Origin of the sequence: Lentzea sp. NPDC059081 (assembly GCF_042738015.1) — a bacterium.
Lineage (GTDB): Bacteria > Actinomycetota > Actinomycetes > Mycobacteriales > Pseudonocardiaceae > Lentzea.
The window spans coordinates 54,353-79,605 of the sequence record NZ_JBHYGW010000015.1 but is presented as its reverse complement, the minus strand read 5'-3'; the positions used below and the strand labels follow the sequence as shown (position 1 = coordinate 79,605).

The 25,253-nt window shown below is 69.4% G+C and carries 20 protein-coding genes and 2 pseudogenes; 5 read left to right on the top strand and 17 right to left on the bottom strand.

Translation table 11 applies throughout. From position 1 onward, the window contains the following. From ACFWV3_RS28630 to ACFWV3_RS28615, 4 genes are all read right to left on the bottom strand, one after another. Complete coding sequence (locus tag ACFWV3_RS28630; protein WP_382415496.1) at window positions 1-1,407, bottom strand: gluconokinase; 1,407 nt, start codon at window positions 1,405-1,407, stop codon at window positions 1-3. Then, complete coding sequence (locus tag ACFWV3_RS28625) at window positions 1,404-2,144, bottom strand: class I SAM-dependent methyltransferase (protein ID WP_382415494.1); 741 nt, start codon at window positions 2,142-2,144, stop codon at window positions 1,404-1,406. The genes ACFWV3_RS28630 and ACFWV3_RS28625 overlap by 4 nt, the downstream gene beginning before the upstream one ends. A 66-nt stretch (window positions 2,145-2,210) precedes the next feature. Then, window positions 2,211-3,275 (bottom strand): aspartate-semialdehyde dehydrogenase, encoded by a 1,065-nt coding sequence (locus ACFWV3_RS28620; protein WP_382415492.1) that lies wholly within the window; start codon window positions 3,273-3,275, stop codon window positions 2,211-2,213. Continuing rightward, window positions 3,272-4,537 carry an aspartate kinase gene (locus ACFWV3_RS28615; protein WP_382415490.1) on the bottom strand — a complete coding sequence of 422 codons (1,266 nt, stop codon included), beginning with the start codon at window positions 4,535-4,537 and terminating at the stop codon, window positions 3,272-3,274. Before ACFWV3_RS28615 ends, ACFWV3_RS28620 begins: the two co-directional genes overlap by 4 nt. Before the next feature lie 104 nt (window positions 4,538-4,641). On the opposite strand from ACFWV3_RS28615, the gene ACFWV3_RS28610 reads away from it, so the two are divergent. Together ACFWV3_RS28610 and ACFWV3_RS28605 are read left to right on the top strand one after the other, a co-directional pair. After that, on the top strand, window positions 4,642-5,865 hold the full coding sequence (locus tag ACFWV3_RS28610) for a hypothetical protein (RefSeq protein ID WP_382415488.1): 1,224 nt from the start codon (window positions 4,642-4,644) through the stop codon (window positions 5,863-5,865). Then, window positions 5,865-6,425 (top strand): nitroreductase family protein, encoded by a 561-nt coding sequence (locus ACFWV3_RS28605; protein ID WP_382415486.1) that lies wholly within the window; start codon window positions 5,865-5,867, stop codon window positions 6,423-6,425. The genes ACFWV3_RS28610 and ACFWV3_RS28605 overlap by 1 nt, the downstream gene beginning before the upstream one ends. Here ACFWV3_RS28605 and ACFWV3_RS28600 read toward each other — a convergent pair. The 3 genes from ACFWV3_RS28600 to ACFWV3_RS28590 are packed head-to-tail and all read right to left on the bottom strand — an operon-like array spanning window position 6,411 to window position 7,527. Then, window positions 6,411-6,911, bottom strand: a complete 501-nt coding sequence (locus tag ACFWV3_RS28600) for an NUDIX domain-containing protein (RefSeq protein ID WP_382415485.1) — start codon at window positions 6,909-6,911, stop codon at window positions 6,411-6,413. The genes ACFWV3_RS28605 and ACFWV3_RS28600 overlap by 15 nt on opposite strands. Window positions 6,912-6,921: 10 nt before the next feature. Next, the gene (locus ACFWV3_RS28595; RefSeq protein WP_382415483.1) at window positions 6,922-7,209 is read right to left on the bottom strand and encodes a hypothetical protein; all 288 of its coding nucleotides are present in this window, start codon (window positions 7,207-7,209) and stop codon (window positions 6,922-6,924) included. 21 nt (window positions 7,210-7,230) lie between these two features. After that, entirely contained in the window at window positions 7,231-7,527 is a 297-nt protein-coding gene (locus ACFWV3_RS28590) for a hypothetical protein (RefSeq protein ID WP_382415481.1), read from the bottom strand. 595 nt (window positions 7,528-8,122) lie between these two features. Here ACFWV3_RS28590 and leuA point away from each other — a divergent pair. Continuing rightward, window positions 8,123-9,913: a 2-isopropylmalate synthase gene (gene leuA / locus ACFWV3_RS28585; RefSeq protein WP_382415479.1), complete on the top strand. Its 1,791-nt coding sequence runs from the start codon at window positions 8,123-8,125 to the stop codon at window positions 9,911-9,913. Here leuA and ACFWV3_RS28580 read toward each other — a convergent pair. The 3 genes and pseudogenes from ACFWV3_RS28580 to ACFWV3_RS28570 all read right to left on the bottom strand — a co-directional run bounded on the left by ACFWV3_RS28580 (window position 9,910) and on the right by ACFWV3_RS28570 (window position 13,566). Then, complete coding sequence (locus ACFWV3_RS28580; RefSeq protein WP_382415751.1) at window positions 9,910-10,773, bottom strand: hypothetical protein; 864 nt, start codon at window positions 10,771-10,773, stop codon at window positions 9,910-9,912. The two genes, leuA and ACFWV3_RS28580, sit on opposite strands and share 4 nt — an antisense overlap. Window positions 10,774-10,779: 6 nt before the next feature. Then, a pseudogene (locus ACFWV3_RS28575) lies at window positions 10,780-11,984 on the bottom strand (MFS transporter); the annotation flags it as partial. A 13-nt stretch (window positions 11,985-11,997) separates the two neighbouring features. Then, window positions 11,998-13,566 (bottom strand): discoidin domain-containing protein, encoded by a 1,569-nt coding sequence (locus tag ACFWV3_RS28570; RefSeq protein WP_382415477.1) that lies wholly within the window; start codon window positions 13,564-13,566, stop codon window positions 11,998-12,000. Between the two features lie 855 nt (window positions 13,567-14,421). Here ACFWV3_RS28570 and ACFWV3_RS28565 point away from each other — a divergent pair. After that, a pseudogene (locus ACFWV3_RS28565) lies at window positions 14,422-14,841 on the top strand (DedA family protein); the annotation flags it as partial. Window positions 14,842-14,861: 20 nt separating this feature from the next. Here the strand turns inward: ACFWV3_RS28565 and ACFWV3_RS28560 are convergent. The 6 genes from ACFWV3_RS28560 to ACFWV3_RS28535 all read right to left on the bottom strand — a co-directional run bounded on the left by ACFWV3_RS28560 (window position 14,862) and on the right by ACFWV3_RS28535 (window position 21,276). Beyond that, window positions 14,862-15,443, bottom strand: a complete 582-nt coding sequence (locus tag ACFWV3_RS28560; RefSeq protein WP_382415475.1) for a TetR/AcrR family transcriptional regulator — start codon at window positions 15,441-15,443, stop codon at window positions 14,862-14,864. Between the two features lie 72 nt (window positions 15,444-15,515). Beyond that, a complete protein-coding gene (locus tag ACFWV3_RS28555; RefSeq protein ID WP_382415473.1) occupies window positions 15,516-16,622 on the bottom strand; it encodes an ABC transporter ATP-binding protein in 1,107 nt (368 codons plus the stop codon). Continuing rightward, window positions 16,619-17,617: an ABC transporter ATP-binding protein gene (locus tag ACFWV3_RS28550; protein ID WP_382415471.1), complete on the bottom strand. Its 999-nt coding sequence runs from the start codon at window positions 17,615-17,617 to the stop codon at window positions 16,619-16,621. The genes ACFWV3_RS28555 and ACFWV3_RS28550 overlap by 4 nt, the downstream gene beginning before the upstream one ends. Window positions 17,618-17,623: 6 nt before the next feature. Then, the gene (locus tag ACFWV3_RS28545; protein WP_382415469.1) at window positions 17,624-18,541 is read right to left on the bottom strand and encodes an ABC transporter permease; all 918 of its coding nucleotides are present in this window, start codon (window positions 18,539-18,541) and stop codon (window positions 17,624-17,626) included. Window positions 18,542-18,546: 5 nt separating this feature from the next. Next, window positions 18,547-19,551, bottom strand: coding sequence for an ABC transporter permease (locus tag ACFWV3_RS28540; RefSeq protein ID WP_382415467.1), 1,005 nt, complete (start codon window positions 19,549-19,551; stop codon window positions 18,547-18,549). 45 nt (window positions 19,552-19,596) lie between these two features. Further along, window positions 19,597-21,276 carry an ABC transporter substrate-binding protein gene (locus ACFWV3_RS28535; protein WP_382415465.1) on the bottom strand — a complete coding sequence of 560 codons (1,680 nt, stop codon included), beginning with the start codon at window positions 21,274-21,276 and terminating at the stop codon, window positions 19,597-19,599. Between the two features lie 216 nt (window positions 21,277-21,492). Here ACFWV3_RS28535 and ACFWV3_RS28530 point away from each other — a divergent pair, with 216 nt between their 5' ends. Then, window positions 21,493-24,771, top strand: a complete 3,279-nt coding sequence (locus ACFWV3_RS28530) for a BTAD domain-containing putative transcriptional regulator (RefSeq protein WP_382415463.1) — start codon at window positions 21,493-21,495, stop codon at window positions 24,769-24,771. On the opposite strand, the gene ACFWV3_RS28525 is transcribed toward ACFWV3_RS28530, so the two are convergent. Then, entirely contained in the window at window positions 24,750-25,223 is a 474-nt protein-coding gene (locus ACFWV3_RS28525) for a uridine kinase (protein WP_382415462.1), read from the bottom strand. The genes ACFWV3_RS28530 and ACFWV3_RS28525 overlap by 22 nt on opposite strands. Window positions 25,224-25,253: the final 30 nt, after the last annotated feature.

Here is a 25,253-nt window from a genome sequence, read left to right as displayed (position 1 = left end):
CTAACGACGTGATTCGGCGTACAGGTCTTCGAGCGCCCGGTAGGCCTTCGCGACGAACGGCCGTGCCTTCGCGTACCTCGCGATGGCGTCCTCGTCCGGCTCGATGGTCTTCGTCGGCCGCACGAGGTCGACCGTCAGGTTCGGGATCTCGTCCAGCGCCCGCCACGCCAGCAGCGCCGCGCCCACCGCCGAACCGCCGCTGTCCTCGGTGAGGTGCAACGGCATGCCGAGGGTGTTGGCCAGCGTCTGCGCCCAGATCGGCGCGCGGAACGCTCCGCCGGTGATCCGCAACGACTCGACGTTCGGCACGGCCTCCAACACCAGCGCCAGCTGCTGACACACACCCTCGACCAACGCCTTGGTGATCTGCTGAGGGGTGTGTTCGCGCCGTAGACCGAGCAGTGCGGCGTGTGCCGTCGGGTCCCACCACGGCGCTCGTTCGCCCAGCAGGTACGGCAGCGCGACGAGCCCGTCGGAGTCGACCTTCGACGCCTGGTCGAGCAGGTCACCGACCTCGATGCCGAACGTCTCCGCGGCCCACTGCGCGACCACGCCGCCGTTGCTGATCGCGCCACCGCGGACCCAGAGGCCCTCGCCGATGGCGTAGCTGAACGTCCGGCCCTCCTCGTCGACGCCGGGCCCCTGTTGTGCCACGCGAAGCGCGCCCGACGTGCCGAGCGACACCGCGCCGGCTCCCGGGGTGGCCGCGCCGACGCCGAGGTTGCCGAGCGGCCCGTCACCGCCGCCGACGACCACCGGGATGCCGGGGCGCAGGCCGGGGATCACGGCGGTGAGCGGCGTCGAGTGGGTGGGTTCGACGAGCGGCGGCAGCTGGTCCGCGGTGACCCCGGCGAACTCGAGCGACGGCTCGTGCCACCGCAGCGTGTGGATGTTCATCAGGCCGGTGCCGGAGCCGGACGAGTGCTCGTTGACCAGCACGCCGGTGAGGTGGAGGTGGACGAAGTCCTTGATCTCGCACCACTTCGCGGCGGTGACGCCGTTCTCGTGGAACCACGCGAGCTTCATCAGCGGCGTGAACGAGTGGATCGGCGCACCGGTCGCCTGGTGCAGCGCGCGGCCCTCCTCGGTGCCGCGCAGGCGTTCCGTCTGCTCGACCGCGCGGTTGTCGGCCCAGCTCAACGCGTCCGTGACCGGGGACAGCGACGCGTCCAGGCCCATGATCGAGTGCATGGCACCGGTCAGCGCGATCGCCCGCACGTCCTCGGACGCGAGCTCGCGGATCGCGTCGAGCGCGGCGTCGAGCACCTGCTTCGGGTCGTGCGTGGCCTCCAACCCGCTGGTGCGCATGGGATAGCCGCGTTCGGTCGAGGCCACGACGCGGGCCTGCGCGTCCACCGCGACGACCTTGGTCGCCGTCGTGCCGAGGTCCACCGCCAGAACGATCACGACTCGCTCCTCAGCCCGGTGAAGACGGCGAAGCTCGGCGACTTGCGCAGCGGGCCCCAGAACTCCTCGCCGCGGTCGTCGTCCGGCGTCACGGACGGCTGGTGCGTCACGTCGACGAGCCCGGCACGGGTCAACGCCCCGTCGAACACGCCGCGCTCCCAGTAGAACGAGTCGAAGTCGAACGGCGGGTCGCCGAGCACGTGCACGGTGACCGGCTGCTTCACGTCGAGCGGCCCGGTGCGGATGATCTCGTAGCCGTAGCGGCCGTACCGGGCGAGCAGGTCCCAGTCGGCGTCGGGGTTCGGCACCAGCACGACGAGCCGGCCGCCGGGAGCGAGGTTGGCCGTCAGGTTGCCGATCATGACGTCGAGCGCCGGCACGTCGTCCGCGTACCCGAGCAGCCACACGGCCGTGACGACGTCGAACTCGCCGAGCACGGGCAGCTCCGTCGCGTCGTGCTGCTCGAAGGTGATGCCGCGCGGGTCGCGTTCCTCGACGTGCCGCGCGTACCCGATCATCTCGCCGGCCGAGTCGACGCCGACCACCCTCGTCGCGCCGAGGTCGTGGAAGAGGCGGGCGTAGAAGCCGGTCCCGCACGCCACGTCCAGCACGGACTTGCCGCGCAGGTCGCCGACCGCGGAGAGCAGCGTGGCGCGCTCGGCCAGTCCGGTGGGGATGTACTTGGCACGTTCGTAGATCGCGCCCAGGGCGTCGTACTGATCGTCGCTCTCCGCCATGCCGCCCAGCCTAGGAGAGAGAAGGCCCCTGCCGTTCGCACGACAGGGGCCTTCCTCTCAGGTCGTTCAGAGGCGCTTCGCGAGCTCTTCCGCGACCTCGTAGGTGTTCAGCGCGGCACCCTTGCGCAGGTTGTCGCCGCACACGAAGAAGTCGAGCGTGTTCGGGAAGTCGAGCGCCTGGCGCACCCGGCCCACGTACGTCGGGTCGCCGCCCACCACGTCGGCGGGCGTCGGGAACTTCTTCGCGGCCGGGTCGTCGATGAGGACGATGGTCGGCTGCTCCTCGAAGATCTTGTGCGCGGCCTCGACGGTGACCTCGCGCGCGAACTTCGCGTGGACGGACAGCGAGTGGGTCGTGACCACCGGGACGCGCACGCACGTCGCGGAGACCTTCAGGTCCGGGATGCCGAGGATCTTGCGGGCCTCGTTGCGGACCTTCAGCTCCTCCGACGACCAGCCGTCCTCCTTCACCGAACCGGCCCACGGCACCACGTTCAGCGCCAGCGGGGCCGGGAACGGCGAGTCGTCGGCCGACAGACCGGCGGCGGCCAGCACCTCGGCCACGTCACCCGCGACGACGCCCGCCTCCTTGCCCGCGAGGGCGGCGATCTCGGCGTACAGGCGGTCGATGCCGGACTGACCGGCGCCGGACGCGGCCTGGTAGGACGCGACGACCAGTTCCTCGAGCTCGAACTCCCGGTGCAGGGCACCGAGCGCCGCCATCATCGACAGCGTCGTGCAGTTCGGGTTCGCGATGATGCCGCGCGGGCGGTTGTCGATCTGGTCCGCGTTGACCTCGGGCACGACCAGCGGCACGTCCGAGTCCATCCGGAACGCGCCGGAGTTGTCGATCGCGATGGCACCGCGTTCGGCGGCGATCGGCGCCCACTCGGCGGAGATCTCGTCCGGCACGTCGAACATCGCGATGTCGACGCCGTCGAAGGCCTCCGGCGAGAGCGCGACGACCGTGAGGTCCTGCCCGCGCACGTTGATCTTCTTTCCCGCCGACCGCGCGGAGGCGATCAGCCGCACCTCGCCCCACGGGAAGTCGGAGCGGGTGTTCATGATGTCGATCATCACGGTGCCCACGGCACCGGTCGCGCCGACCAGCGCGAGCACGGGGGCGCTCATCGGCCGGTCCCCGCGTACACGACGGCCTCTTCGTCGGAACCCAGGTCGAACGCGTCGTGCAGGGCGCGCACGGCGTCGTCGAGCTGGGTGTCGCGGCAGATGACCGAGATGCGGATCTCCGAGGTGGAGATGATGTCGATGTTGACGCCGGCCGTGGCCAGCGCCTCGCAGAACGTCGCCGTGACGCCGGGGTGCGAGCGCATGCCCGCGCCGATCAGCGACACCTTGCCGACGTGCTCGTCGTAGAGCACCTGGTCGAACCCGATCTCGCCGCGGGACTTCTCCAGCGCCGCGACGGCGCGCGGGCCGTCGTCCTTGGACAGCGTGAATGTGATGTCCGTGCGGCCGGACGCCGCCTGCGACACGTTCTGCACGACCATGTCGATGTCGAGCTCCGCCTGCGCCACGACGCGGAAGATCTTGGCCGCGATGCCGGGGTGGTCGGGGACTGCGGTGACGGTGATTTTGGCTTCGGACCGGTCGTGCGCGACGCCGGTGATCATCGCCTGTTCCACGGGAAGGTCCTCCACTGAACCGGACACGATGGTCCCGGTCTTGTTGCTGAACGACGAACGGACGTGCACGGGGACGTTGTAGCGCCGGGCGTACTCCACGCAGCGGAGCATCAGCACCTTGGCGCCGCAGGCGGCCATCTCGAGCATTTCCTCGTAGGTGATCGTGTCGAGCTTCTTCGCGTTCGGCACGATGCGCGGGTCGGCGGTGTAGACGCCGTCCACGTCGGTGTAGATCTCGCACACGTCGGCCTTCGTCGCCGCCGCGAGCGCCACCGCCGTGGTGTCGCTGCCGCCGCGGCCGAGCGTGGTGATCTCCTTGGAGTCCTGGGAGACGCCCTGGAAGCCCGCGACGATCGCGATGGCCCCCTCGGACGTCGCGTCCTGGATCCGGCTCGGCGTCACGTCGATGATGCGGGCCTTGCCGTGCACCGAGGTCGTGATCACGCCGGCCTGCGAGCCCGTGTAGGAGCGCGCCTCGGCACCCAGCGAGTTGATCGCCATCGCGAGCAGCGACATCGAGATCCGCTCACCGGAGGTGAGGAGCATGTCGAGCTCGCGGGCTGGCGGCACCGGCGAGACCTGGCGGGCGAGGTCGAGCAGCTCATCGGTCGTGTCGCCCATGGCGGAGACCACGACGACGACGTCGTTGCCCGCTTTCTTGGTCGCGACGATGCGCTCGGCCACGCGTTTGATCCGCTCGGCACTCCCAACCGATGAACCGCCGTACTTCTGGACGACGAGCGCCACCGACCTGACCTCCTTCGCGCGACTAAAACCCCACGTCGTAGGCAGCCTACCCGGACCACCTGGTGAGACTCTGGAGCCGTGATGCGCGTGACTACGCTGTCCGGGTGTCGTCGAGCGCCGATGTCGTGGAGGCCCCAGCAGCCGTGCATGAGAGCAGTGCGCGCTCCCGGATGGCCGAGTGGCTCAGACACCCGGCGGCGCTCTGGACGGCACCCGCGCTGATCTACCTGGTCGTGCGGCAGGTCGGCCTGTTCGTGCTGCAGCTGGTCGTCGAGTTCCAGAACAAGACCACCGGCAAGGCCGACACGTCCGTCGACAACCTCAAGTCGTGGGACGGCGAGTGGTTCCTCGGCATCGCCCAGGGCGGCTACGACGACGTGCCGCAGCGCCTGACCGACGCGGCCGGCCGGCGCAGCGCGGAGACCCCGCTGGCGTTCTTCCCCGGCTACCCCGCGCTGATCAGGTGGGTCGACGGCCTGCCGGGCGTGGACGTGGTGGGCGCGGCGTTCGCGGTCAGCCTGATCAGCGGTCTGTTCTGCGCCTACGGGTTGTTCGTGCTCGGCCGCGCGGTGCGCGACGGCTCGGTGCCGACCGGCCTGATCCTGGTGACGCTGTTCGCCGCCTCGCCGATGGCGGTCGTGCTGTCGATGACCTACTCGGAGGCGACGTTCTGCGCCTTCGCCGCGTGGGCGCTGGTCGGCGTGGTGAAGAAGCGCTGGATCCTGGCGGGCGTGTGCACCGCGGCGGCGGGCCTGGTCCGTCCCACGGCGGCGGCCCTGATCGCGGCGGTCGGCCTGGCCGCGCTGGTGGCGGTGATCGCCGACCGCAGGGACTGGCGGGCCTGGGCAGGTGGCGCGGTCGCCCCGCTCGGCCTGCTCGGCTACCTGGCCTGGGTCGCGTCCCGCACCGGCGACCTGTCGGGCTGGTTCGGCGTGCAGCAGCGCGGCTGGGGCTCGAAGTTCGACGGCGGCGCGGCGACGTGGGAGTTCGCGCTCGGCCACCTCGCCAACCCGCGCTCGGTCCTCGAGACCGGCACGGTGTGGCTGCTGGCGCTCGCGATCGTGCTGGTCTTCTACGCCTTCCAGCGCCGCCTGGAGTGGCCGCTGATCGTCTACGGCATCGGCGTGCTGGTGATGGACCTCGGCTCGAACGGCCTGATGAACTCGAAGGCCCGCCTGCTGCTCCCGGCCTTCACCCTGCTGGTCCCGCTCGCACTGGTGCTGGCCCGCCGCCGGCTGTCCACGGTCCTCACCGTGCTCGGCGTGGCGACGCTGTTCAGCGCGTGGTTCGGTGCCTACTCCCTCGCCGTTTGGCAGTATGCGATCTGATGAACGAGCTGATCTCGAAGCGCTGGAGCCCTCGCGCTTTCTCCGCTGACGCAACGGTTTCCGACGACGAGCTGCGCCTGCTGCTGGAAGCGGCGCGCTGGGCCCCGTCCCACGGCAACAGCCAGCCGGCCCGCTTCGTGGTGGGCAGGCGCGGCACCCCGGCGTTCGACAAGATCTTCGACACCCTGACCCGCGGCAACAGGACCTGGGCCTTCCGCGCCTCGGTCCTGCTGATCGGCTGCGTGATCACGAAGGACGACCGCGGCGACATCCCGAACGTCGAGTTCGGCCTGGGCCTCGCGATGGAGAACATCGCGCTGCAGGCGGTCCACCTGGGCCTGGTCGCGCACATGATGGGCGGCTTCGACCCCGAGGCTGCCCGCACGGCCTTCGACATCCCGGCCGACGTCCGCCCGCTGGTCGCGATGGCCGTCGGGCACCAGGGCGCGCTGGAGGACCTCCCCGAGGACCTCCAGGCCCGTGAGCAGCGCGAACGAGTCCGGCACCCGCTGTCGGAGACGGTCTTCACCGACTCCTGGGGCCAGTCACTGTTCGGTTGAGAAGTACTTCGTCGCGACCTCGTTGTGCAGCGGGAACGCCAACGGCTCGCACTCGAAGATGACCCTCCGCTCGGACGCCTCCTCGTTGGGCACGAACGGAGGCATGTCCTCGGCGTTGACGGCGGGAGCGGTGGCGAACAGCAGCACCGTCCCCCCGTCCGGCGTCGAAACGAAGTGCAACGGCCGCAGCTCACCGGGCTCGATGCGCAGGTTCGCCTCTTCTTCGAGCTCGCGCGCGGCACTCTCCTGCCACGACTCGCCCCGCTCCATGAACCCGCTGACGAACGCCAGCTGCCCCACCGGCGGAATGGCTCGACGCACGGTGAGGAGACCGGTCCGGGGCCCGTCCTTGACGGGCACCAACAAGACCACGACAGGCGAGGGATTGGCCCACACCATGTGCGCACAGCTCGCGCACTTGCGTGGGTATCCGGCCGTGTCCGCGTACTGGGTGCCGCAGCTGTTGCAGAAGTCGTCGCGCGCCATGGGACCGAACCTAGTTCAGACGCCTAACGAGCTTAAGGACGATCGCTCGAACGGCCAGCCAGAACAACGCGGCAAGGCCGAAGTTCACGATCGTCCGCAGCTTGGGGTCGTCGGGACTGAACAGGTCTCTGAAGGCGAGGGCAAGAGGCTCCGCAACGGCTCGGACATTGCTGGTGATGGGGTTGCCGGGGTTGGCCCCGCCGACGGTGAGCACGACGTGCACGACGAGCACGACCGCCAGCGCGAGGCCGACCCAGCTGACAATCCCAGCGGCTATCCCGACCACCCGCGTACGCATAGGTCAGGAATGTACTACTCCTCAGTAGCGAGACACGGCCCGCGCGAGGATCCCGGTCACGACCAGCCAGAACACGGCGGCCAGACCGTAGTTGAGGAAGACGTCGAGGTTGAAGTTCCCCGTCTGGAACAGGCCGGGGAAGAACAGGGCGAGGGGATCGGCGAGGGACCTCATGAAGCCGAAGAACGCGTTCGCCGGGTTCGCGCCGAGCACGACCATCAAGATGTACAGGATCTCGATGAAGGCGAAGAGAACGCCGATGCCGCTGATCACGCGGGAAGCCGTGCCGCGGCCGCTGGTTGTACGTAATCTGGACATGTATGAACTTTTCCCGCGTTCGAGTGCGACAAAACTTGCAACATGACCATCATCGCAACTCGATCGCAAACGCAAATGCTCGAGACAAAGCCGAGGAATCCTCAAGCGAAGCCGAAGGCGAGCACAAGGTCTTTGAGCGCAAGCTCCCGCGGTGGGGTCCCGTCGCAACGCAACCGACAACGAAACAGGCAGCCGCCCAAAGCAACAGGCGTGCCATCAACCCGCCGAGGGCGCGGTAGCCCCCGATCAGATTGCCGGGGGTTCGGGGGCAGAGCCCCTGAGGGGAAGCACGCAACGCAAGCCGGCCGCCCGCAAGGCAACCACCCGCGAGAGTCGCGACTCACCCCACGCAAGGCAACCACCCACGAGAGTCGCGACCCGCACGACACCGCCCGACACCCCCCTAACCCGGCCCCCTACAAGTCCCACGATCCGGTCCCTCGGTTCCATCCCGGACGAAAGTGTGACTACTCTGTCCGACGTGTGGCGTTCCCTTCTGCTTCGCTGCCGTGACGGGGTCTGATCAGACCGGCCCCCCGTCGCGGGACTCAGCGTTGCCGCCGGTCGTCTCCCACAACGACCCGGAGCAGGACAGATGACCTCCCCAGACGCCTACACCTCTGGCACCAGCCGCATCCGCAAGCCCTCCCGTCCGGCGCCGGACGAGCAGCCGGGCTGGAACACGCAGCTCGGCAGCAGCATGCCGTTCCACCGCTACCGCCCGTTCCACGAGGTCGTCGAGAAGATCGACGTACCGGACCGCACGTGGCCGACCAGGACGGCGACCAAGGCTCCCGCGTGGTGCGCGGTCGACCTGCGCGACGGCAACCAGGCGCTGATCGACCCGATGTCCCCCGCGCGCAAGCGCAAGATGTTCGACCTGCTGGTCAGGATGGGCTTCAAGGAGATCGAGGTCGGGTTCCCGGCCGCGTCCCAGACCGACTTCGACTTCGTCCGCGAGATCATCGAGGACGGCGCGATCCCGGACGACGTGACGATCCAGGTCCTGACCCAGTGCCGTGAGGAGCTGATCGCGAGGACGTTCGAGTCCCTGCGCGGCGCGAACAAGGCGATCGTCCACTTCTACAACTCGACGTCGATCCTGCAGCGCCGCGTCGTCTTCCGCTCCGACCGCGACGGCATCAAGAAGATCGCCACGGACGCCGCGAAGTTCGCGAAGGCCCAGGAGGCCGGCTACCCGGAGACCGACTTCCGCTACGAGTACTCCCCCGAGTCGTACACGGGCACCGAGCTCACGTACGCGCTGGAGGTATGCAACGCGGTCACCGAGATCATCCGGCCGACGCCGGAGAAGCCGCTGATCATCAACCTGCCGGCCACGGTGGAGATGGCGACGCCGAACGTCTACGCGGACTCGATCGAGTGGATGTCGCGCAACCTCGCCCAGCGCGACTCGATCATCCTGAGCCTGCACCCGCACAACGACCGCGGCACGGGGGTCGCGGCGGCGGAGCTGGGCTACCTGGCCGGCGCCGACCGGATCGAGGGGTGCCTGTTCGGCAACGGCGAGCGGACCGGCAACGTCTGCCTGGTCACGCTGGCCATGAACATGTTCAGCCAGGGCATCGACCCGCAGATCGACTTCAGCGACATCGACGAGATCCGCCGCACGGTCGAGTACTGCAACCAGCTGCCCGTGCCCGAGCGGCACCCGTACGGCGGCGACCTGGTCTTCACGGCGTTCTCCGGCTCGCACCAGGACGCCATCAAGAAGGGCTTCGAGGCGCTCGAGGCCGACGCCAAGGACGCGGGCCAGCACGTCGACGACTTCCCGTGGGAGGTCCCGTACCTGCCGATCGACCCGAAGGACGTCGGCCGCAACTACGAGGCCGTCATCCGGGTCAACTCGCAGTCCGGCAAGGGTGGCGTGGCGTACCTGATGAAGCAGGAGCACCACCTCGACCTGCCGCGGCGCCTGCAGATCGAGTTCTCGAAGGTGATCCAGGAGGTCACCGACACGCAGGGCGGCGAGATCGGCCCGAAGGAGATGTGGGACGCCTTCGCGGACGAGTACCTGCACGGCCGGGTGCCGCTGTACCTGCTGAAGCACCGCGCGACCTCGGACGGCAGCGGGCGCGAGGAGATCACCGCGACGCTGCTGATCGACGGCGACCAGCAGGAGATCACGGGTTCCGGCAACGGTCCGATCGCCGCGTTCGTCGACGCGCTCGCGTCCATCGGCTACGACGTGCGGGTGCTGGACTACGCCGAGCACGCGCTGTCCGCCGGTGACGACGCCCGGGCCGCCGCCTACGTCGAGTGCGCCGTGGGCGACCGGGTGCTGTGGGGCGTCGGCATCGACTCGAGCACGGTCGCGGCGTCGTTCCGCGCGATCGTGAGCGCGATCAACCGCGCCAACCGCTAGAGGACGACCGACGGGGAGGACGCGTGCGGCACCAGTTGCCGCGGCGCGCCCTCCCCGTTCGCCTGCACGGCCCAGATCCCCTCGCCCGGCAGGCCGTAGGCGATGGTGTCGTCGTCGAGCCACACGACCTGGTCGTCGATCCCGCGGGTCTCGGCCAGCGGTGTCTCCACCATCGTGGTCAGGTCCAGCACGTGCTCGCGCCACGGCCGCGCGCCGTCGCCGGGCACGCGCTTCTTGAACGCCAGCCGCGTGCCGTCCGGGGAGAGCGACGGGCACTCCACGTTCTCCCGCAACGGTTTCGCCGACTCGTCCGCCGCGTCCCCGCGGATCAGGTACGTCTTCCCGGCAGCGCTGAACGTCGCGTAGTACGTGCGGTCGTCCGAGGTGAACGTAACGCCCCAGAAGTTCTGGTCGTTGGTCATCTTCATGCCCTCGACCCGCGTGCCCTCGACGTTGCTGGAGTACACCTCGGTCTGCCGGTCGAAGATCGCCGTGCGGGTCGAGAACGCGCCGGTCTGCGCGTACGAGTCGCCGGTCACGAACGTCGTCCACGACGCCATCCGCCCGTCCGCCGACAGCTTCGCGCGGTTCGGCACGCCCGCCACCTCGACGCGCCGCCGTTCGGCCAGCCCTTGGTCGACGAACTGCGCCACCGACCCCGGCAACGGACCGGACCCCTCCGCGAGACACAGGCCCTGCCGCGCTGCCGTGTAGAAACGCTTGCAGGACAACGAGCTCACGCGTCGTGGTCCGGTCGGGTCCGACAGCGGCACCGACGCGACCTTGCCGCTCGCCTCGTCCAGGAACAGCAACTTCCCGGCGGTCAGCTCGACTGGCCCCTGTTCGACTGCGACCGCCACGGAGTCCGGCGACCGCAGCGCATAGGCGGTGGCCCCCGCACCTAGCACGACCACCGCGAGCACGACGACCAAAGCCCTCACCACGCGAACCACGTCCACAACGCCCCGAACAGCACCGATGAACACGCACGAGCCAGCACCTGCCCGGTCTGGAGCAGGGCCAGGCCGGAAGTGCGCAGTTCGTCGGGCATCAACGGCCCGGCGACGGCCGTCAGCACGCCGTCCGTGCACGCGTAGAACACGCCGTGCAGCACCAGAACTCCTACGAGCAAAGAGATCCCGGACGCTCCGACGAGCAACGCGTACGCACCGAACAAGGCGATGTGCCCGGCGAGGAACACCCGCCACCGCCCGAGCCGGTCGGCCAGCGACCCCAGCGGCACGGCGGCGAGCAGGTACACGCCGGCCGTGCCGAGGGGCAGCAACGCGATGTAGGCGACCTCGACGTCGAGCTTCTTCTGCAGCAGCAGGTAGACGAACCCGTCGCCCAGGGTCAGGAACCCGAGCCCGCCCGCGACCAGGCAGACCCGCCGGAACGGCCTGGACCGCAGCAGCCCGAACGCCGACCGCAGCGACACCGCGACGCGCGGCAGCACGTCCCGGTGGTCGCGCACGAACAGCACCAGCACCAGGAAACCCAACGCCGCGAAGCAGAAGCTCACGACGAACACCACGTCGTAACGGGCGGGCATCGTCCACAAGAGACAGAACGCGGCCAGCGGACCGAGGAACGCGCCCACGGTGTCCATGGCGCGGTGAACACCGAAGGCGCGTCCGAGCGCCAAGGGCTCGCTGCTCAACGTGATCAGCGCGTCCCTCGGCGCCGTGCGCAGGCCCTTGCCGGTCCGGTCCCCCGCCAGCACGAGCCCCATCGCGGTGGCGGAGGTCCCGGCGGCGAGCAGGCCGAGCTTGCCCAGCGCCGAGATCCCGTACCCGAGCCCGGCCACGAGCTTGCGGCGCTGCCAACGGTCCGCCGCATGACCGCCGGCAACGCGAACCAGTGCCGTCACGCCGGTGTAGACGCCGTCGAGCACACCGAACTGCAACGGGGAGAACCCCAGTCCCAGCACCAGGTAGAGCGGCAGGATCGCGGTGACCATCTCGGACGACACGTCCGTGAGCAGCGACACCGCGCCCAGCGCGAGCACGTTGCCCGCGATCCTGCCGGTGCCGCCCGCTGCCGGGGCCTGCCTTGCGGTTGCGATGTACACGACGGCCTCCGGATCAACGACAGTTGTAGGGACCGGCCTGGTCGCGGACCTTGCCCGCCGTGTCGATGACCTCCCACGAGTAGGACCGGCCCGACAGGGTGAGCTTCAGGACGCCGTGGCTGTCCGCGAACCACTTCTCCACACCCGTGCGCGGCTTCACCTCGTCGTAGAGGTAGTCACCGCCGATGCCGACGATCGCCATCCGCAGCCCGTTGGCCTCGTCGACCGAACCGCTCTTGCCCAACGGCTTGAGCCGCTCGTAGTGGTGGTCGTGCCCGTTGAACACGAGGTCGGCCTTGGCGTCGGCGAAGGCGTTCCACAGCGGCGCCATCACGGACTTGTCGCCGTACTGGCCGGAGTTGAACCGCGGGTGGTGCCAGTAGCCGACGACGCACGCCTTGGTGTTCGCGGCCAGGTCGGCCTTGAGCCAGCTCAGCTGCGTCGCGTCGCTGCCCTTCTCGTACAGCGTGTTCGAGTCGAACGAGACGAAGTGGAACTCGCCGGCTTCCCAGCTGTAGTACGGCTTGCCCTGCGGGTAGGCCTGGGCGCCGAAGTACGACTTGTAGCCGTTGAGGCCGTCTTCCCACTCGTGGTTGCCCGTCGCGGGATGGGTGATGCTCTTGTACCTGCCCCACGACTTGTCGTAGTGGGCCTTGAACTCCGCGAGCGTGCCGCTGTCGTACTGGTTGTCGCCGACCGTGAGGATGTGGTTCGGCCTGATCTGGTCGATGAGCTTCGCGGTCTCGTAGTGCTCGGTGTTGGTCAACGACGCGATATCGCCCGCGACGACGACGGTGATCGCATCGCCGGGCGCCGCAGGCAAGGTGGTCACCTGCACCGCGTTGCTCGCCGCGCTGAGGTTGCCGGCCGCGTCACGGGCGCGGACGGTGTAGGTGAACTGCGTGCCGGACGCGAGCCCGGTGTCGGTGAACGTGGTCGTTTTCGGCGTACCGACGACGCTGCCGTTCCGGAGCACCTCGTACCCGGTCACGCCGACGTCGTCGGTCGCCGCCGTCCACTGCAGACTGACCGCGCTCGACGTGGCCCCGGTGCTCGCCAGCCCGGACGGCGCGGTCGGCGCCGCGGTGTCGCCGTTCGCGCTACTGCCCCAGACCTCCAGGCCGAACAGCGAGTACCCGTAGGCCGTGCCGCGCTTGGTGCCGTAGATCCGCACGTACCGGCCGGTGGCGGTCAGCGCCGTCTCGTCGACGCCACCGTCCTGGCCGGTCAGGGTCTTCTTCGTGGTCCACGACGACCCGTCGCCCGACGTCTGGATCTTGTACTCGGAGGCGTACGCGGCCTCCCAGTCGAGCTTGACCTTGGAGATCGTGGCGTTCGCGCCCAGGTCGACGGCGATCCACTGCGGGTCGACGCCTTCGAGGCTCGCCCAGCGCGTGGCCGGGTCGCCGTCCACCGCGTTGGCGCCGCCGAACGTCTCGGCCTCGACGGACGACACGGTGGTGGGCTTGTTCGAGGAGAGCAGGGAGTCGGCGGCGTTGGCCGTGCCCGATGCCGCGACCTGCGGCACGACCAGGGCGAGCAGGGCTACCGCTGTACCGGTCCGGGTTCGCTTTCTGATCACTTCGTCCTCCTGGGCGCGGGCGGCGGCTCGAAGGATTGGTAAAGAAGCTTTCCAATTGACTTCGGACGGTAGCGACCGGTGGACGGACGGGTCAACGGCGTACCGGGAAATCCCGGTTCACGGAGGAGAGGTTGTGCCCTTTTGGACAGTGGGCGGTGGGGTGGGCGCGATCGCGTGGCTGGTGGATGGCCGGCTCAGGCGCGCGCCGCGGGGGTTGAGGATGGCGTCTCTCTCGCGGCGTCGCTCTTGTGACGCACACGGCCTATCTCGGGCAACGGCCTCGGTCGCGGGCGCCGCGTCTCTCGCGGACGCCACTTGTGTGACGCACACGGTCTCTCTCGCACACGGTCTCTCTCTCGCGCACGCCGTCTCTCTTGCGCGCACGGTCTCTCTTGCGGGCGCAGTCTCTCTCGAGGCCCCGTCTCTGACGCACGCCACGCCTCTCGCGCACGCACGCCTCTCGCGCACGCCGCACCTCTCGCGCACGCCACACCTCTCGCGCACGCCACACCTCTCGCGCACGCCACGTCTCTCGCAGCCGGCGGCCTCTCACCCCACACGCGGCGCCATCTCTCTCGCGCCACCCTCCCGCCATTCCGCGACCGTCTCGCGCACGCCACCCCTCTCCACTCACGCCACCCCTCTCGCGCACGCCACGCTTCTCGCGCACGCCGCACCCCTCGCGCACGCCGCACCCCCTGCGCACGTCACGCCTCTCGCGCACAGCCCCCTCTCACCCCCACGCGACCCCCATCTCTCTCGCGCCACGCACCCGACCGAACCCCGTACCTGTGGTTGCGCTGAAGAAACCCCCTGGTCGGGATTGTTCATCTCGGTCACGTACGTTCACCGATCATGAGCACCACAGCCAGCCTCGTAGTGCTGTTCCTGGTCGCCGTCGTGCCACTGGCACCGACGGAGGCAGTGCTCATCGGCGCCGGTGTCCTGGCCGCGGCCGGTGAGGTTCCGCTCTACCTGGTGGTGCTCGTCGCCGCCGCCGGCTGCCTGGTGGCGGACATGATCAACTTCACCGCGGGGCGCCGGATGGGGATGAAGGCGCTCGACAAGGTGAACAAGAACGCCAAGGCTCGGGCCATGGTCGTGTGGACGGCCGACCAGCTCGCGTCGAAGGGCGAGACGATCCTCATCGCGGCTCGGTTCCTGCCGGCCGGGGGCATTGTCGGGGCGCTGCTGGCCGGGGCGTTGAAGTGGCCGCTCAAGCGGTTCGTGCCGGTGGCGGCGGTCGGGTCGGCGTTGTGGAGTCTCTACCCCGCCACCGTCGGGTACATCGGCGGTCAGATCGTGGACGAGGCCTGGCTGGCGATGCTGTTGTCGTTCGGCGTGGCCACGCTCATCTCCATCCCGGTCGGCATGGCCATCCGTGCGCGCAATGCCAACCGCACTCTCTCGTACGCCGAGGCGTCGTCGTAGAGCACGGCGAACCGGTCGGCGGCGGATAGCAGGGCGTCCACCTCGAACGCCAGCTGCGCGTCGCCGCACAGGCGTTCCAGCAGGGTGAACCAGCGCAGGGTGAAGAGCATCAACGCGTCGCGCACGCGGCCGGGGCGGGCGGCGAACTCCGAGCGGGTCACGACGAAGAAGCAGCCGCCGGGGAACACGCGGCGCTTCGAGTAGTCGAGCCAGCGGTCGGCCAGGTCCAGGACGGAGCCACCGGGGACCACGACCTCGCGCGCGAAGATCTCCGCCGCCGCGTGCACCGTCGAGATCTGCAGCTCCTCCTTCGCACCGAAGTGCGAGAACACGCCGCTCTTGCTCATGCCGAGCTCGATCGCGAGCCGCCCGATCGTGACGCCCTCCAGGCCGTCGACCGAGGCGATCTCCGCTGCTCTCAACAGGATCGAGCCTCGACTGTCCATGCTGCCCAGCGCACCAGAACGACCTGGAGAAACGAACGGGGCCACCTCGAAAGGTGGCCCCGTCCAGAACGCCTACGGGTTCAGCGCCTCGGTGACCGAGGCCGGTCCCACGAGCGGGACGTCGGGCGACAGGCCGTCGCCCTCCTCGATCAGGATCGGCTTCACCTCGTGCGGCTGGAGCTCGCCGGACTGGATCTGCTCCGCCCAGTGGCACGCCACCTTGTGACCCGGCTTGAGCTCCCGCAGGACGGGGCGTTCCGTGTCGCACTTGGTGGCCTGCCGCCACGGGCACCGGGTGTGGAACCGGCAGCCGCTCGGCGGGTTCGCGGGCGACGGGAGGTCACCCGCGAGCAGGATCCGTTCGCGCCGGTCCTCGACCTCGGGGTCGGGCACCGGGATCGCCGACAGCAGCGCCCGCGTGTACGGGTGCAGCGGCTCGGCGTAGAGGTCCTCCGCGGTGGCCTCCTCGACCAGGCCGCCGAGGTACATCACGCCGACCCGGTCGGAGATGTGCTTCACGACCGCGAGGTCGTGGGCGATCACCAGGTAGGTCAGGCCGAACTGCTCCTGGAGCTCCTCCAGCAGGTTCACGACCTGGGCCTGCACCGACACGTCGAGCGCGGAGACCGGCTCGTCGGCGACGATCAGGTCCGGGTTGAGCGCCAGGGCACGGGCGATGCCGATGCGCTGGCGCTGACCGCCGGAGAACTCGTGCGGGTACTTGCGCAGCGCCGACGTCGGCAGGCCCACGGCGGAGAGCAGCTCGCGCAAGCGCTTGCCGGTCTCCTCCTTGCCCTTGTCCAGGTCGTGCGCCCGCAGGCCTTCGACCAGGATCGACTCCACGGACTGGCGCGGGTCGAGCGACGACAGCGGGTCCTGGAACACCATCTGGATCCGGCGCCGCATCTTGCGCAGCTCCTCGCCCTTCAGGGTCGAGAAGTCCTGCCCGTCGAAGATCATCTTGCCGTCGGTGGGCTCGTTGAGCCGCAGCATCGCCCGCCCGAGGGTGGACTTGCCGCAGCCCGACTCGCCGACCAGGCCGTACGTCTCGCCGCGCTTGATCTCCAGGTCGACGCCGTCGACCGCGTAGACGTGGCCGACAGTCCGGTCGAAGAACACCCCCCGCTTGATCGGGAAGTGCACCTTCATGTCCTGGACGGAAACCAGGGTCTCGCTCATACCGGCACCTCCTCGGCGGCGGGAGTTCCCGGCACCACCGGGTTGTGGCAGCGCAGCAGACGGCCGAGCTGGTCCTCCTCGGCCGGCGTCTCCGCACGGCAGACGTCCAGCGCGTTCGGGCACCGCGGGGCGAACGCGCAGGCGCTCGTCCACGGGATGTTGTCCGCGACGGACCCCTTGATCGGCGTCAGCTTCTCGCCGCGCGGGGCGTCGAGCCGCGGGATGGACGCGAGCAGGCCGTGCGTGTACGGGTGGCGCGGCTCGGCGAAGAGCTTGTGCCGCAACGCCTTCTCGACCACCTTGCCGCCGTACAGCACGTTGACCTCGTCGCACAGGCCCGCGACGACACCCAGGTCGTGGGTGATCATCACGAGCGCGGTGCCGAGGTCCTGCACCAGTTCCTTCATCAGCGTGAGGATCTGGGCCTGGATGGTCACGTCCAGCGCCGTCGTCGGCTCGTCCGCGATCAGCAGCTTCGGCCGGCACGCCAGCGCGATCGCGATGAGCGCGCGCTGCCGCATGCCGCCGGAGAGCTGGTGCGGGTACTCCTTGAGCCGGCGGTTCGGGTCGGGGATGCCGACCTTGTCGAGCAGGTCCTTCGCCTCGATCATGGCTTCCTTGCGGGCCAGGCCGCGGTGCCGTTCGAGCACCTCGGTGACCTGCAGGCCGATCGGGACGACGGGGTTGAGCGAGGACAGCGGGTCCTGGAAGACCATGCCGAGATCGCGGCCGCGACGGTCGCGCATCTCCTTGTCCGACAGCTTCAGCAGGTCCACGCCGTCGTAGGAGACGGTGCCGGTGACCGTGGCGCCGCGCTTGGGCAGCAGACCCATGATCGCCAACGATGTCACGGACTTGCCGCAGCCGGACTCGCCGACGAGACCGACCGTCTGGCCGGGCTCGACGTCGAAGCTGACGCCGTCGACCGCGCGGAACGGTTCCTCGCCCTTGCGCTGGAACACGACGGAGAGGTCACGAACTTCGAGCAGTGCCACGACGACTCACCGCCTGTTCTTCGGGTCGAGGGCCTCGCGCAGGGTCTCACCCATCAGCGTGAAGCCGAGCGCGACGATGATGATGCAGATCGCGGGCCACGCGGCGAGGTGCGGGTGGGTGTCGAACACCTTCTGCACGTCACCGAGCATCTGGCCCCACTCCGGCACCCGGTCGTCCGGGTTGCCGAGACCGAGGAACGACAGCGCCGCCGCCTCGATGATCGCGGTGGCCAGCACCAGCGTGGACTGGACGATCACGGGACCGAGCGAGTTCGGCAGCATGTGCCGGAACACGATCGCGCCCTTCTTCACGCCGAGCGCGGTCGCCGCCAGCACGTGGTCGCTGTGCCGTTGCGCCAGCATCGAGCCTCTGAGCAACCGCGCGAACACCGGGATCTGCACGATCGAGACCGCGAGGATCACCGTGAACTGGCTGGGCCGCGCGAACATGGCCGCGATCGAGAACGCGAGCAGCAGCGACGGCAGCGAGAGCATGACGTCGACGATGCGCATGACGACCGAGTCGACCCAGCCGCCGAGCGCGCCCGCGAGCGTGCCCAGGATCAGGCCGCCGGTGAGGCCGATGATCGTGGCACCCACGCCGACGATCAGCGTCTGCTGCGAGCCGACCAGCAGACGGGACAGGAAGTCGCGGCCCTGCAGGTCGCCGCCGAGCGGGTGACCCGGCTGCGACGGCGGGATCTCGTTGCGCGCCTTCACGACCTGGTCGATCAGCATCGGGTTCGCCGGGTCGTGCGGGGCGAGCCACGGGGAGAGCAGCGAGATCGCGACGAAGATGCCGATGATCACCGCGCCGGTGAGGAACACCGGGCTGCGCCGCAGCCGCTTCCACGCGCTCGCGGCCAGCGAGACGCCGGCGGTCGCGTCGATCTTTTCCTTCTTCGCGGAAAGTCCGAGAACCACGTCGCTCACCTCGTCCTGATGCGCGGGTCGATGAGCGCGTACGACAGGTCGACCAGCAGGTTGACCACGACGTAGACGATGGTCGCCATGATGATCAGCAACAGCAGCACCGGGTAGTCGCGTCTCTCGAACCCGATGGCGAGCGCCTCGCCGACACCGGCGAAGGAGAACACCTTCTCGGTGAGCACCGCGCCGGAGAGCAGCGCGCCCGTCTGCAGACCGATCGTCGTGACGACCGGCAGCATCGCGTTGCGCAGCACGTGCCGGCGGCGGATCACCGGTGCGGTGAGGCCCTTCGACTCGGCGGTGCGCACGAAGTCCTCGTCGAGCACGTCGAGGACGGCCGCGCGGGTGATCCGGAAGATCACCGCGAACGGGATCGTGGCCAGCGCGATCGCGGGCAGGATCAGGTGTTCCAGCGCGTTCAGCGTCGCGTCGATCTCACCGGTGATCAGTCCGTCCAGGGTGAAGAACCCCGTCACGCGCGTGGCGTCGATGGCGTCCTGGCGACCGCTGGAGGGCAGGCCGAGCGAGGACGACGCGACGCCCTTGAGCACGTAGGCGAGGAAGAAGACCGGGACGGCGACACCGATGAGCGAGCCGACGACGCTGAGGTTGTCGAACCAGCTGCCGCGGCGCTTGGCCGCGAGGTACCCGAGCGGAACACCGATCGCGATCGCGATGAGGATCGCGAAGAAGCTCAGCTCGAGCGTCGCGGGGAACCGCTGCAGGAAGATGTCGAGCGCGGAGTCACCGGGCTGGACGCCGGTGGAAACGCCGAAGTCCCCGGTCGCCGCGCGACCGAGGAACTTGAAGTACTGGACGAAGATCGGTTGGTCGAGGCCGAGCTGCTTGGTGAGCTCCGCCGCCTTCTCCGGCGTAGAGCGGTCTCCCAGGAGGGCCGAGACCGGCCCTCCTGGGAGCACGCGCAACCACGCGAAGAGCAGCAGCGAGAGCACCAGCACCACGCCGACCAGCTGGATCAGCCGTCGAATGGTGTAGCGGAGCACTGTGAGCTACCCCGTATGTTCTCTTGTGGTGGGAGCCGGTTCTGCTCAGCCCTTGGAGGCCGGGCCGAACTTCTCGTCGGTCAACGGGCTGGGAACGACACCCTTGATGTCCGACTTGAACACCAGAGCGGGCGGGGAGTGCGAGATCGGGATCGCGGGCAGGTACTCGTCCATGATCTTCTTGTTGATCTCTTCGTACTGCGTGGTGCGCTTGGCCTCGTCCGGCTCGGAGTTGGCCTTGGCCAGAGCGTCCGCGAGGGTCTTGCCCCACGGCGACACACCGGTGTTGAAGCGGTTGTCGGTGCGGCCGAAGAACGTGCCGACCCAGTTGTGCGCGGTGCCGTTGTCACCGGTCCAGCCGAGCAGGAACAGGTCCGGGATGCTGTTGTCGACGTCGGTCAGGTAACCGCCGTTCCACGGCTTGGTGACGACGTCCAGCTTGATGCCGGCCTTCTGCAGGTCGCCGGCGATGGCGCCCCACAGGTCCTTCGGGGACGGCATGTACGGACGCGTGACCTCGGACGGCCAGTACGCCTTCAGCGTCAGGTCGGACGCGCCGGCCTCGGCCAGCAGCGACTTCGCCTTCTCCGGGTCGTACTTCACCGCGGTGAGCGACTTGTTGTAGCCGTTCACGGTGTCCGGCATGAACTGCGTCGCGACCTTGGCGCCCTCGGGCAGCTGCGACTTGACGAGCTGCTCGCGGTTGATCGCGTACTGCAGGGCCTGACGGACCTTGAGGTCGGCGAGCTTCGGGTTGTTCTTCTGGTTGATGCCCAGGTAGAACACGTTGAACGCCGGGCGGATCGCCACGTTGAAGCCGTCGGACTTCAAGCCGGCCCAGTCCGCCGCGTTCGGCAGGTCGTAACCGTCGATGTCGCCGGCCTTGAGCGCCTGCTTGCGGGCGGTCTCGTCCGGGATGATCTTGAAGACGATCTTGTCCAGCTTGGCCTTGGTGCCGGCGTAGTCGTCGTTGCGGACGAGCTCGACGGTGTTGTTGGCCTTGTCGTACTTGCTGAACTTGAACGGGCCCGTGCCGGTCGGGTGCTCGTTCGCGTAAGCCGGGTAGGTGAACGCGTCACCGGCGGCCTGGACGTTGTCGGCGTCGTACTTCTTCAGCGCCTCGGGGCTGGAGATGGAGAACGACGTGAAGCCGAGGACCGACGGGAACTGCGAGGTGACCTCGTTCAGCTCGATGACCGCGGTCTTGGCGTCCTTGGCCGTGCAGGACTTGTAGAGCGAGGGCTTGTCCGGCGTGTCCTTGAACCCGCCGAAGTTGTCGAGCCAGTACTGGGAGACGGCGTCGGACTGGCCGGCGCCCTTCTGGTTGTACCAGCGCTCGAAGTTGAAGCACACGGCCTCGGCGTTGAACGCGGTGCCGTCGTGGAACTTCACGCCCTCCTTGAGGGTGAACGTCCACGTCTTGCCGTCCGCGGAGGGCTCGTACTTGGTCGCCAGCGCGGGCTCCACCTCGGCGGTACCCGGCTTGAACCCGACCAGACCCTCGAACATCTGGCGGGAAACCCGGAAGGTCTCGCCGTCAGTCGCGTAGAACGGGTCGAAGAGCTTCGGCGCGCCGGCGGCGCCGAAGGTCAGCGTCCCGCCTTCCTTGCCGCCACCGCCGGAGTCGCGCTGGGATTGCGCGCAACCTGACAGGGCGAGCGCGCTGACGCTGAGGAAGCCGATCGCGGCAACCCAACGGCGGCGAGCCGTTACTGAGTGGACCATCAAACACCCCTTGGACAATCCGCACATCTCACGGTGTGGTCGCCGACCATAACCGTTGTAGATACCCCGTCCGGGGTTACTCAGGTCACGATCCGGCCACTAGACCAGGCATTCTGATACGTCCGGCGCACGCTCGCTGACCCAACGTGAGCACGGCAGATGCGTCGGGGGCTCTCCTAGGCTGTAGAAACAACTACGAAACGCGGAGGAGGTCGCATGGGCAGGCAGGTCGAGTTCCGCGTTCTCGGCCCCCTCCAGGTGCTCGTCGACTCCGAACCTCTGCTGGTCAGGGCCGGTCGGCAGCGGGCGCTGCTCGTGTCGTTGCTGTTGCGCGCGGGCACCTCGGTGTCCGTCGACGAGCTCGCCGCGAACGTCTGGGGCGACGAGCCCCCCGCGCGTGCGCGCGCGACGTTGCAGACGTATGTCATGCGTCTCAGACAGCTCCTCGGGCCGTCGACGTCCATCAGGACGGTCCCGGACGGCTATCTGATCGACGTCGACGAGAAGACGATCGACCTGATGCGCTTCGAACCCCTGATCGACCAGGGCGAACAGGAGCGCGCGGCCGGGAACCTGCAGGCCGCGTCGGCCGCGTTCGCCGCCGCGCTGGGGCTCTGGCGGGGGCCGGCGCTGGTCGACGTGCCGTCGGAGATCCTGCACCGCGACGAGGTGCCCAGGCTCGACGAGCGGCGCCTGCACGTGCTGGAACGCCGGGTCGAGGTCGACCTCGAGCTGGGCAGGCACGGCGAGCTCGTCGCGGAGCTGTCCCGGCTGACCAGCGACCACCCGTTGCGCGAGCGGTTCTGGGCGCAGCTGATGGTGGCGCTGTACCGCTCCGGCCGGCAGAGCGAGGCGCTGGCCGCCTACCAGCGGGTTTCCCGGTTGCTGGGCGACGAGCTGGGCATCGACCCCGGCGACGAGCTGCGGCGCGTGCACAGCCAGGTGCTGTCCGGGTCGATCGACGCGGTGGCGTCCGCCGCCCCCGGCGCGCCGGTCGTGGCCGCGAAGCCGGAGCGGGTCGTGCCGTCGCAGCTGCCGGCGGACATCCCGGACTTCGTGGGCCGCGACGAGGCCGTGTCGTTGATCATCGCCCTGCTGAGGACCGCCCAGGGGGTGCCGGTGGTCACGCTGGCCGGGCCGCCGGGCGTGGGCAAGACGGCGCTGGCCGTGCACGCCGCGCACCGGATGCGCGCGGACTTCCCGGACGGCCAGCTTTACGTCAACCTGCGCGGCTACGCCCCCGGACCGCCGTTGAGCGCGGTCGACGTGCTGCCGCGCTTCCTGCGGGCGCTGGGGACCGAGCCCGACCAGGTGCCGCTCGACCAGGACGAGCAGGAGGCGATGTTCCGGTCCACTTTGACCGGTCAGCGCGTGCTCCTGCTGCTGGACAACGCGTCGTCGGCCGAGCAGATCCGGCCGTTGCTGCCGGGGTCGCCGGGATGCGCGGTGCTGGTGACCTCGCGGGACACGTTGCGCGGCCTGGCCGTCTCGCACGCGGCGTCGAACGTGCGGCTCGACGTCCTCGACTGGCACGAGACGCGGGCGTTGCTGGCGGGCATCCTGGGCGCGGACGAGCTGGCGTCCCAGGAGGACGCCGCGGTCGAGCTGGCGTCGTTGTGCGCTCATCTGCCATTGGCTTTGCGAATAGCGGCGGCCAACCTCGTGTCGCGTCCGGAACTGTCCATCGCGGACTACGTGGAGGAGCTGCGGGCGGGCAACCGGCTCGCCGCGCTGGCCGTCGAGGGCGACGAACGGGTCGCGGTGCACGCGGCGTTCGACCTCTCCTACACGGCCCTGAAGCCCGAGCTAGCCCAGATGTTCCGGGTGCTGTCGCTGGTGCCCGGCACGGACTTCACGCCGGAGATGGCGGCCGCGCTGTCGGGACTGACCACTCAGGACGCCCGCCGCCGGCTGGACCGCCTGGCCACCGCGAACCTGATCGCGAACCACGCACCGTCGCGCTACCAGTTCCACGACCTGCTGCGCGACTACGCGGCCGAGCGCCTGGCGTTCGAGGAGGGCCGCGCGGACTCGCGGCTCGCGCTGCGGCGGCTGCTCGACTGGGCGGTGCGCTCGGTCGACAACGCCACGTCGGCCATGAAGTCGACGCTCTTCCGCTTCCCGCGCCCGGCGCCGCTGGAAGGCGTGGTGCCCAGGACGTTCAGCACCAGCACCGAGGCGCTGACCTGGCTCGACTGCGAGCGGGCCAACCTCGTCGCGCTGGTGGCGCACTGCGTGGAGCGCGACCCCGAGAACGCGCCGTGGCAGCTGGCGGACGCCCTGCGCGGCTACTTCTACTCGCAGGGCCTGACCGCGGAGTGGCGGGAGACGGCCAGGGCGGGCCTGCTGGGTGCCCGCGCGCCGCGCGACGAGATGGGACAGCTCGCGATGCTCTCGTCGCTGGGCACGCTGTACTGGGTGACGGGCCAGCACCGCAACGCGCTCGGCTACTACCAGCAGGCCATCGCGCTGCAGGAGCACATCGACCTGCCGGAGGCCGAGGCCGCCGTGCTGTCCAACGCGGGCAGCGTCAACATCGACCTGGGCGAGCTGGAGCACGCCGCCGACCACCTCGAACGCGCGCTGGTGATCGCCCGGCGCACCGACGCGTTCCAGGTCCAGGCCAACGCCCTGTTCAACCTCGGCGGCGTCTACATGCAGCTCGGCCAGCTCGACCGCGCCGCGGCGACGTTCGAGGAAGCCCTGGAAGCCGGCATCCGCATCGACTCGTGGACCACCCAGGCGAACTCCATGCGGGCGCTGGGCGAGGTGCACGCGTGGCGCGGCGGACCGGACCTCGGCGCCTCCTACTTCGTGCGGGCCAGTGAGCTGTACGAACGCGCCGCCGCCCGCAACTTCGGCCACACCGTGCACGAGGGCATGGCCATCACCCTGATCATGCGCGGCCAGTACGAGGAGGCGGCGGTGGAGGCGACCGCCGCGATGCGGATCTCGCAGGAGATGGAGAACGTCAAGAGCGTGTGCGACGCGCGCAACCTGCTCGGCCGTGCGCTGGAGGGCGGCGGCCGGTACGAGGAGGCCGTCGAGCAGTTCTCGTCGGCGCTGACGATCGCCGCGGAGACCGGCTACTCGTGGGGGGTCTGCTCGGCCCGGCGCGGTCTGGCCTCTGCCCACCGCACCGCGGGCCGCTATGCCGAGGCGCTGGAGATGGCGTCGGCGGCGCTGGTGGAGGCGGGCCGGTCGCAGTTCCGGCTGGCCGAGATGGAGGTGCTGCTCGTGCTCGGGCGCATCCACCTCGACACGTCGGACGCCGCCCAGGCCCTGCAGTGCGCTCTGCGCGCCGCGTCCGTCGGCTTCGACTCCGGGCACCGGTGGGTGTTCGGGCGGGCGTTGCTGCTGGCGGGCGACGCCTCGTTCGCGCTCGGGGACGTCGACGTCGCCCGTGCGCACTGGTCGTCGGCGTTGGAGGTGTTCAGCGCGATCGGCACGCCGGAGGCGTCCGTCGTCCGCGCTCAGCTCGAGGTGACCACGTAGTCGGCCCTGGCCCTGGTCTCGTCGACCGCGAACCAGCCTCTTTCGTACTCCTGCCAACGGATGAAGTGCTCGCGTTGGCTCTCGCCGTCCCTCTTGACCGCGCGTTCCAGCCTGGCCTTCTCGTCCCCGTGGTCGACGAAGATCCGGTAGCTCAGGTGGGTGTTCGCCTTCCTGGCCGAGGAGAAGCCCTCCAGGACGATCGTCCCTTGTGGAGTGATCGTGACCTCGTCGCCTTCCGCGATGCACGGAAAGCCTTGAGACCAATCGGTTTTCCGGTAGGTGGCTACGCGGCCGTTCTTGACTTCTTCGAGTGCTCGGGCGAGCCGCGGCCACCACCCCGTCGTGGGGTCGTCCCACGTGGCGAAGTGGTCGGTGCTGATCAGCTGGGCGCCGAGGGTGCGCGCGAGCTCTTCGGCGAACGTCGTCTTGCCGGCGCCCGACGGACCGTCCACCGCGACCAGGCGGGTCGTGCCCAGTCGCGG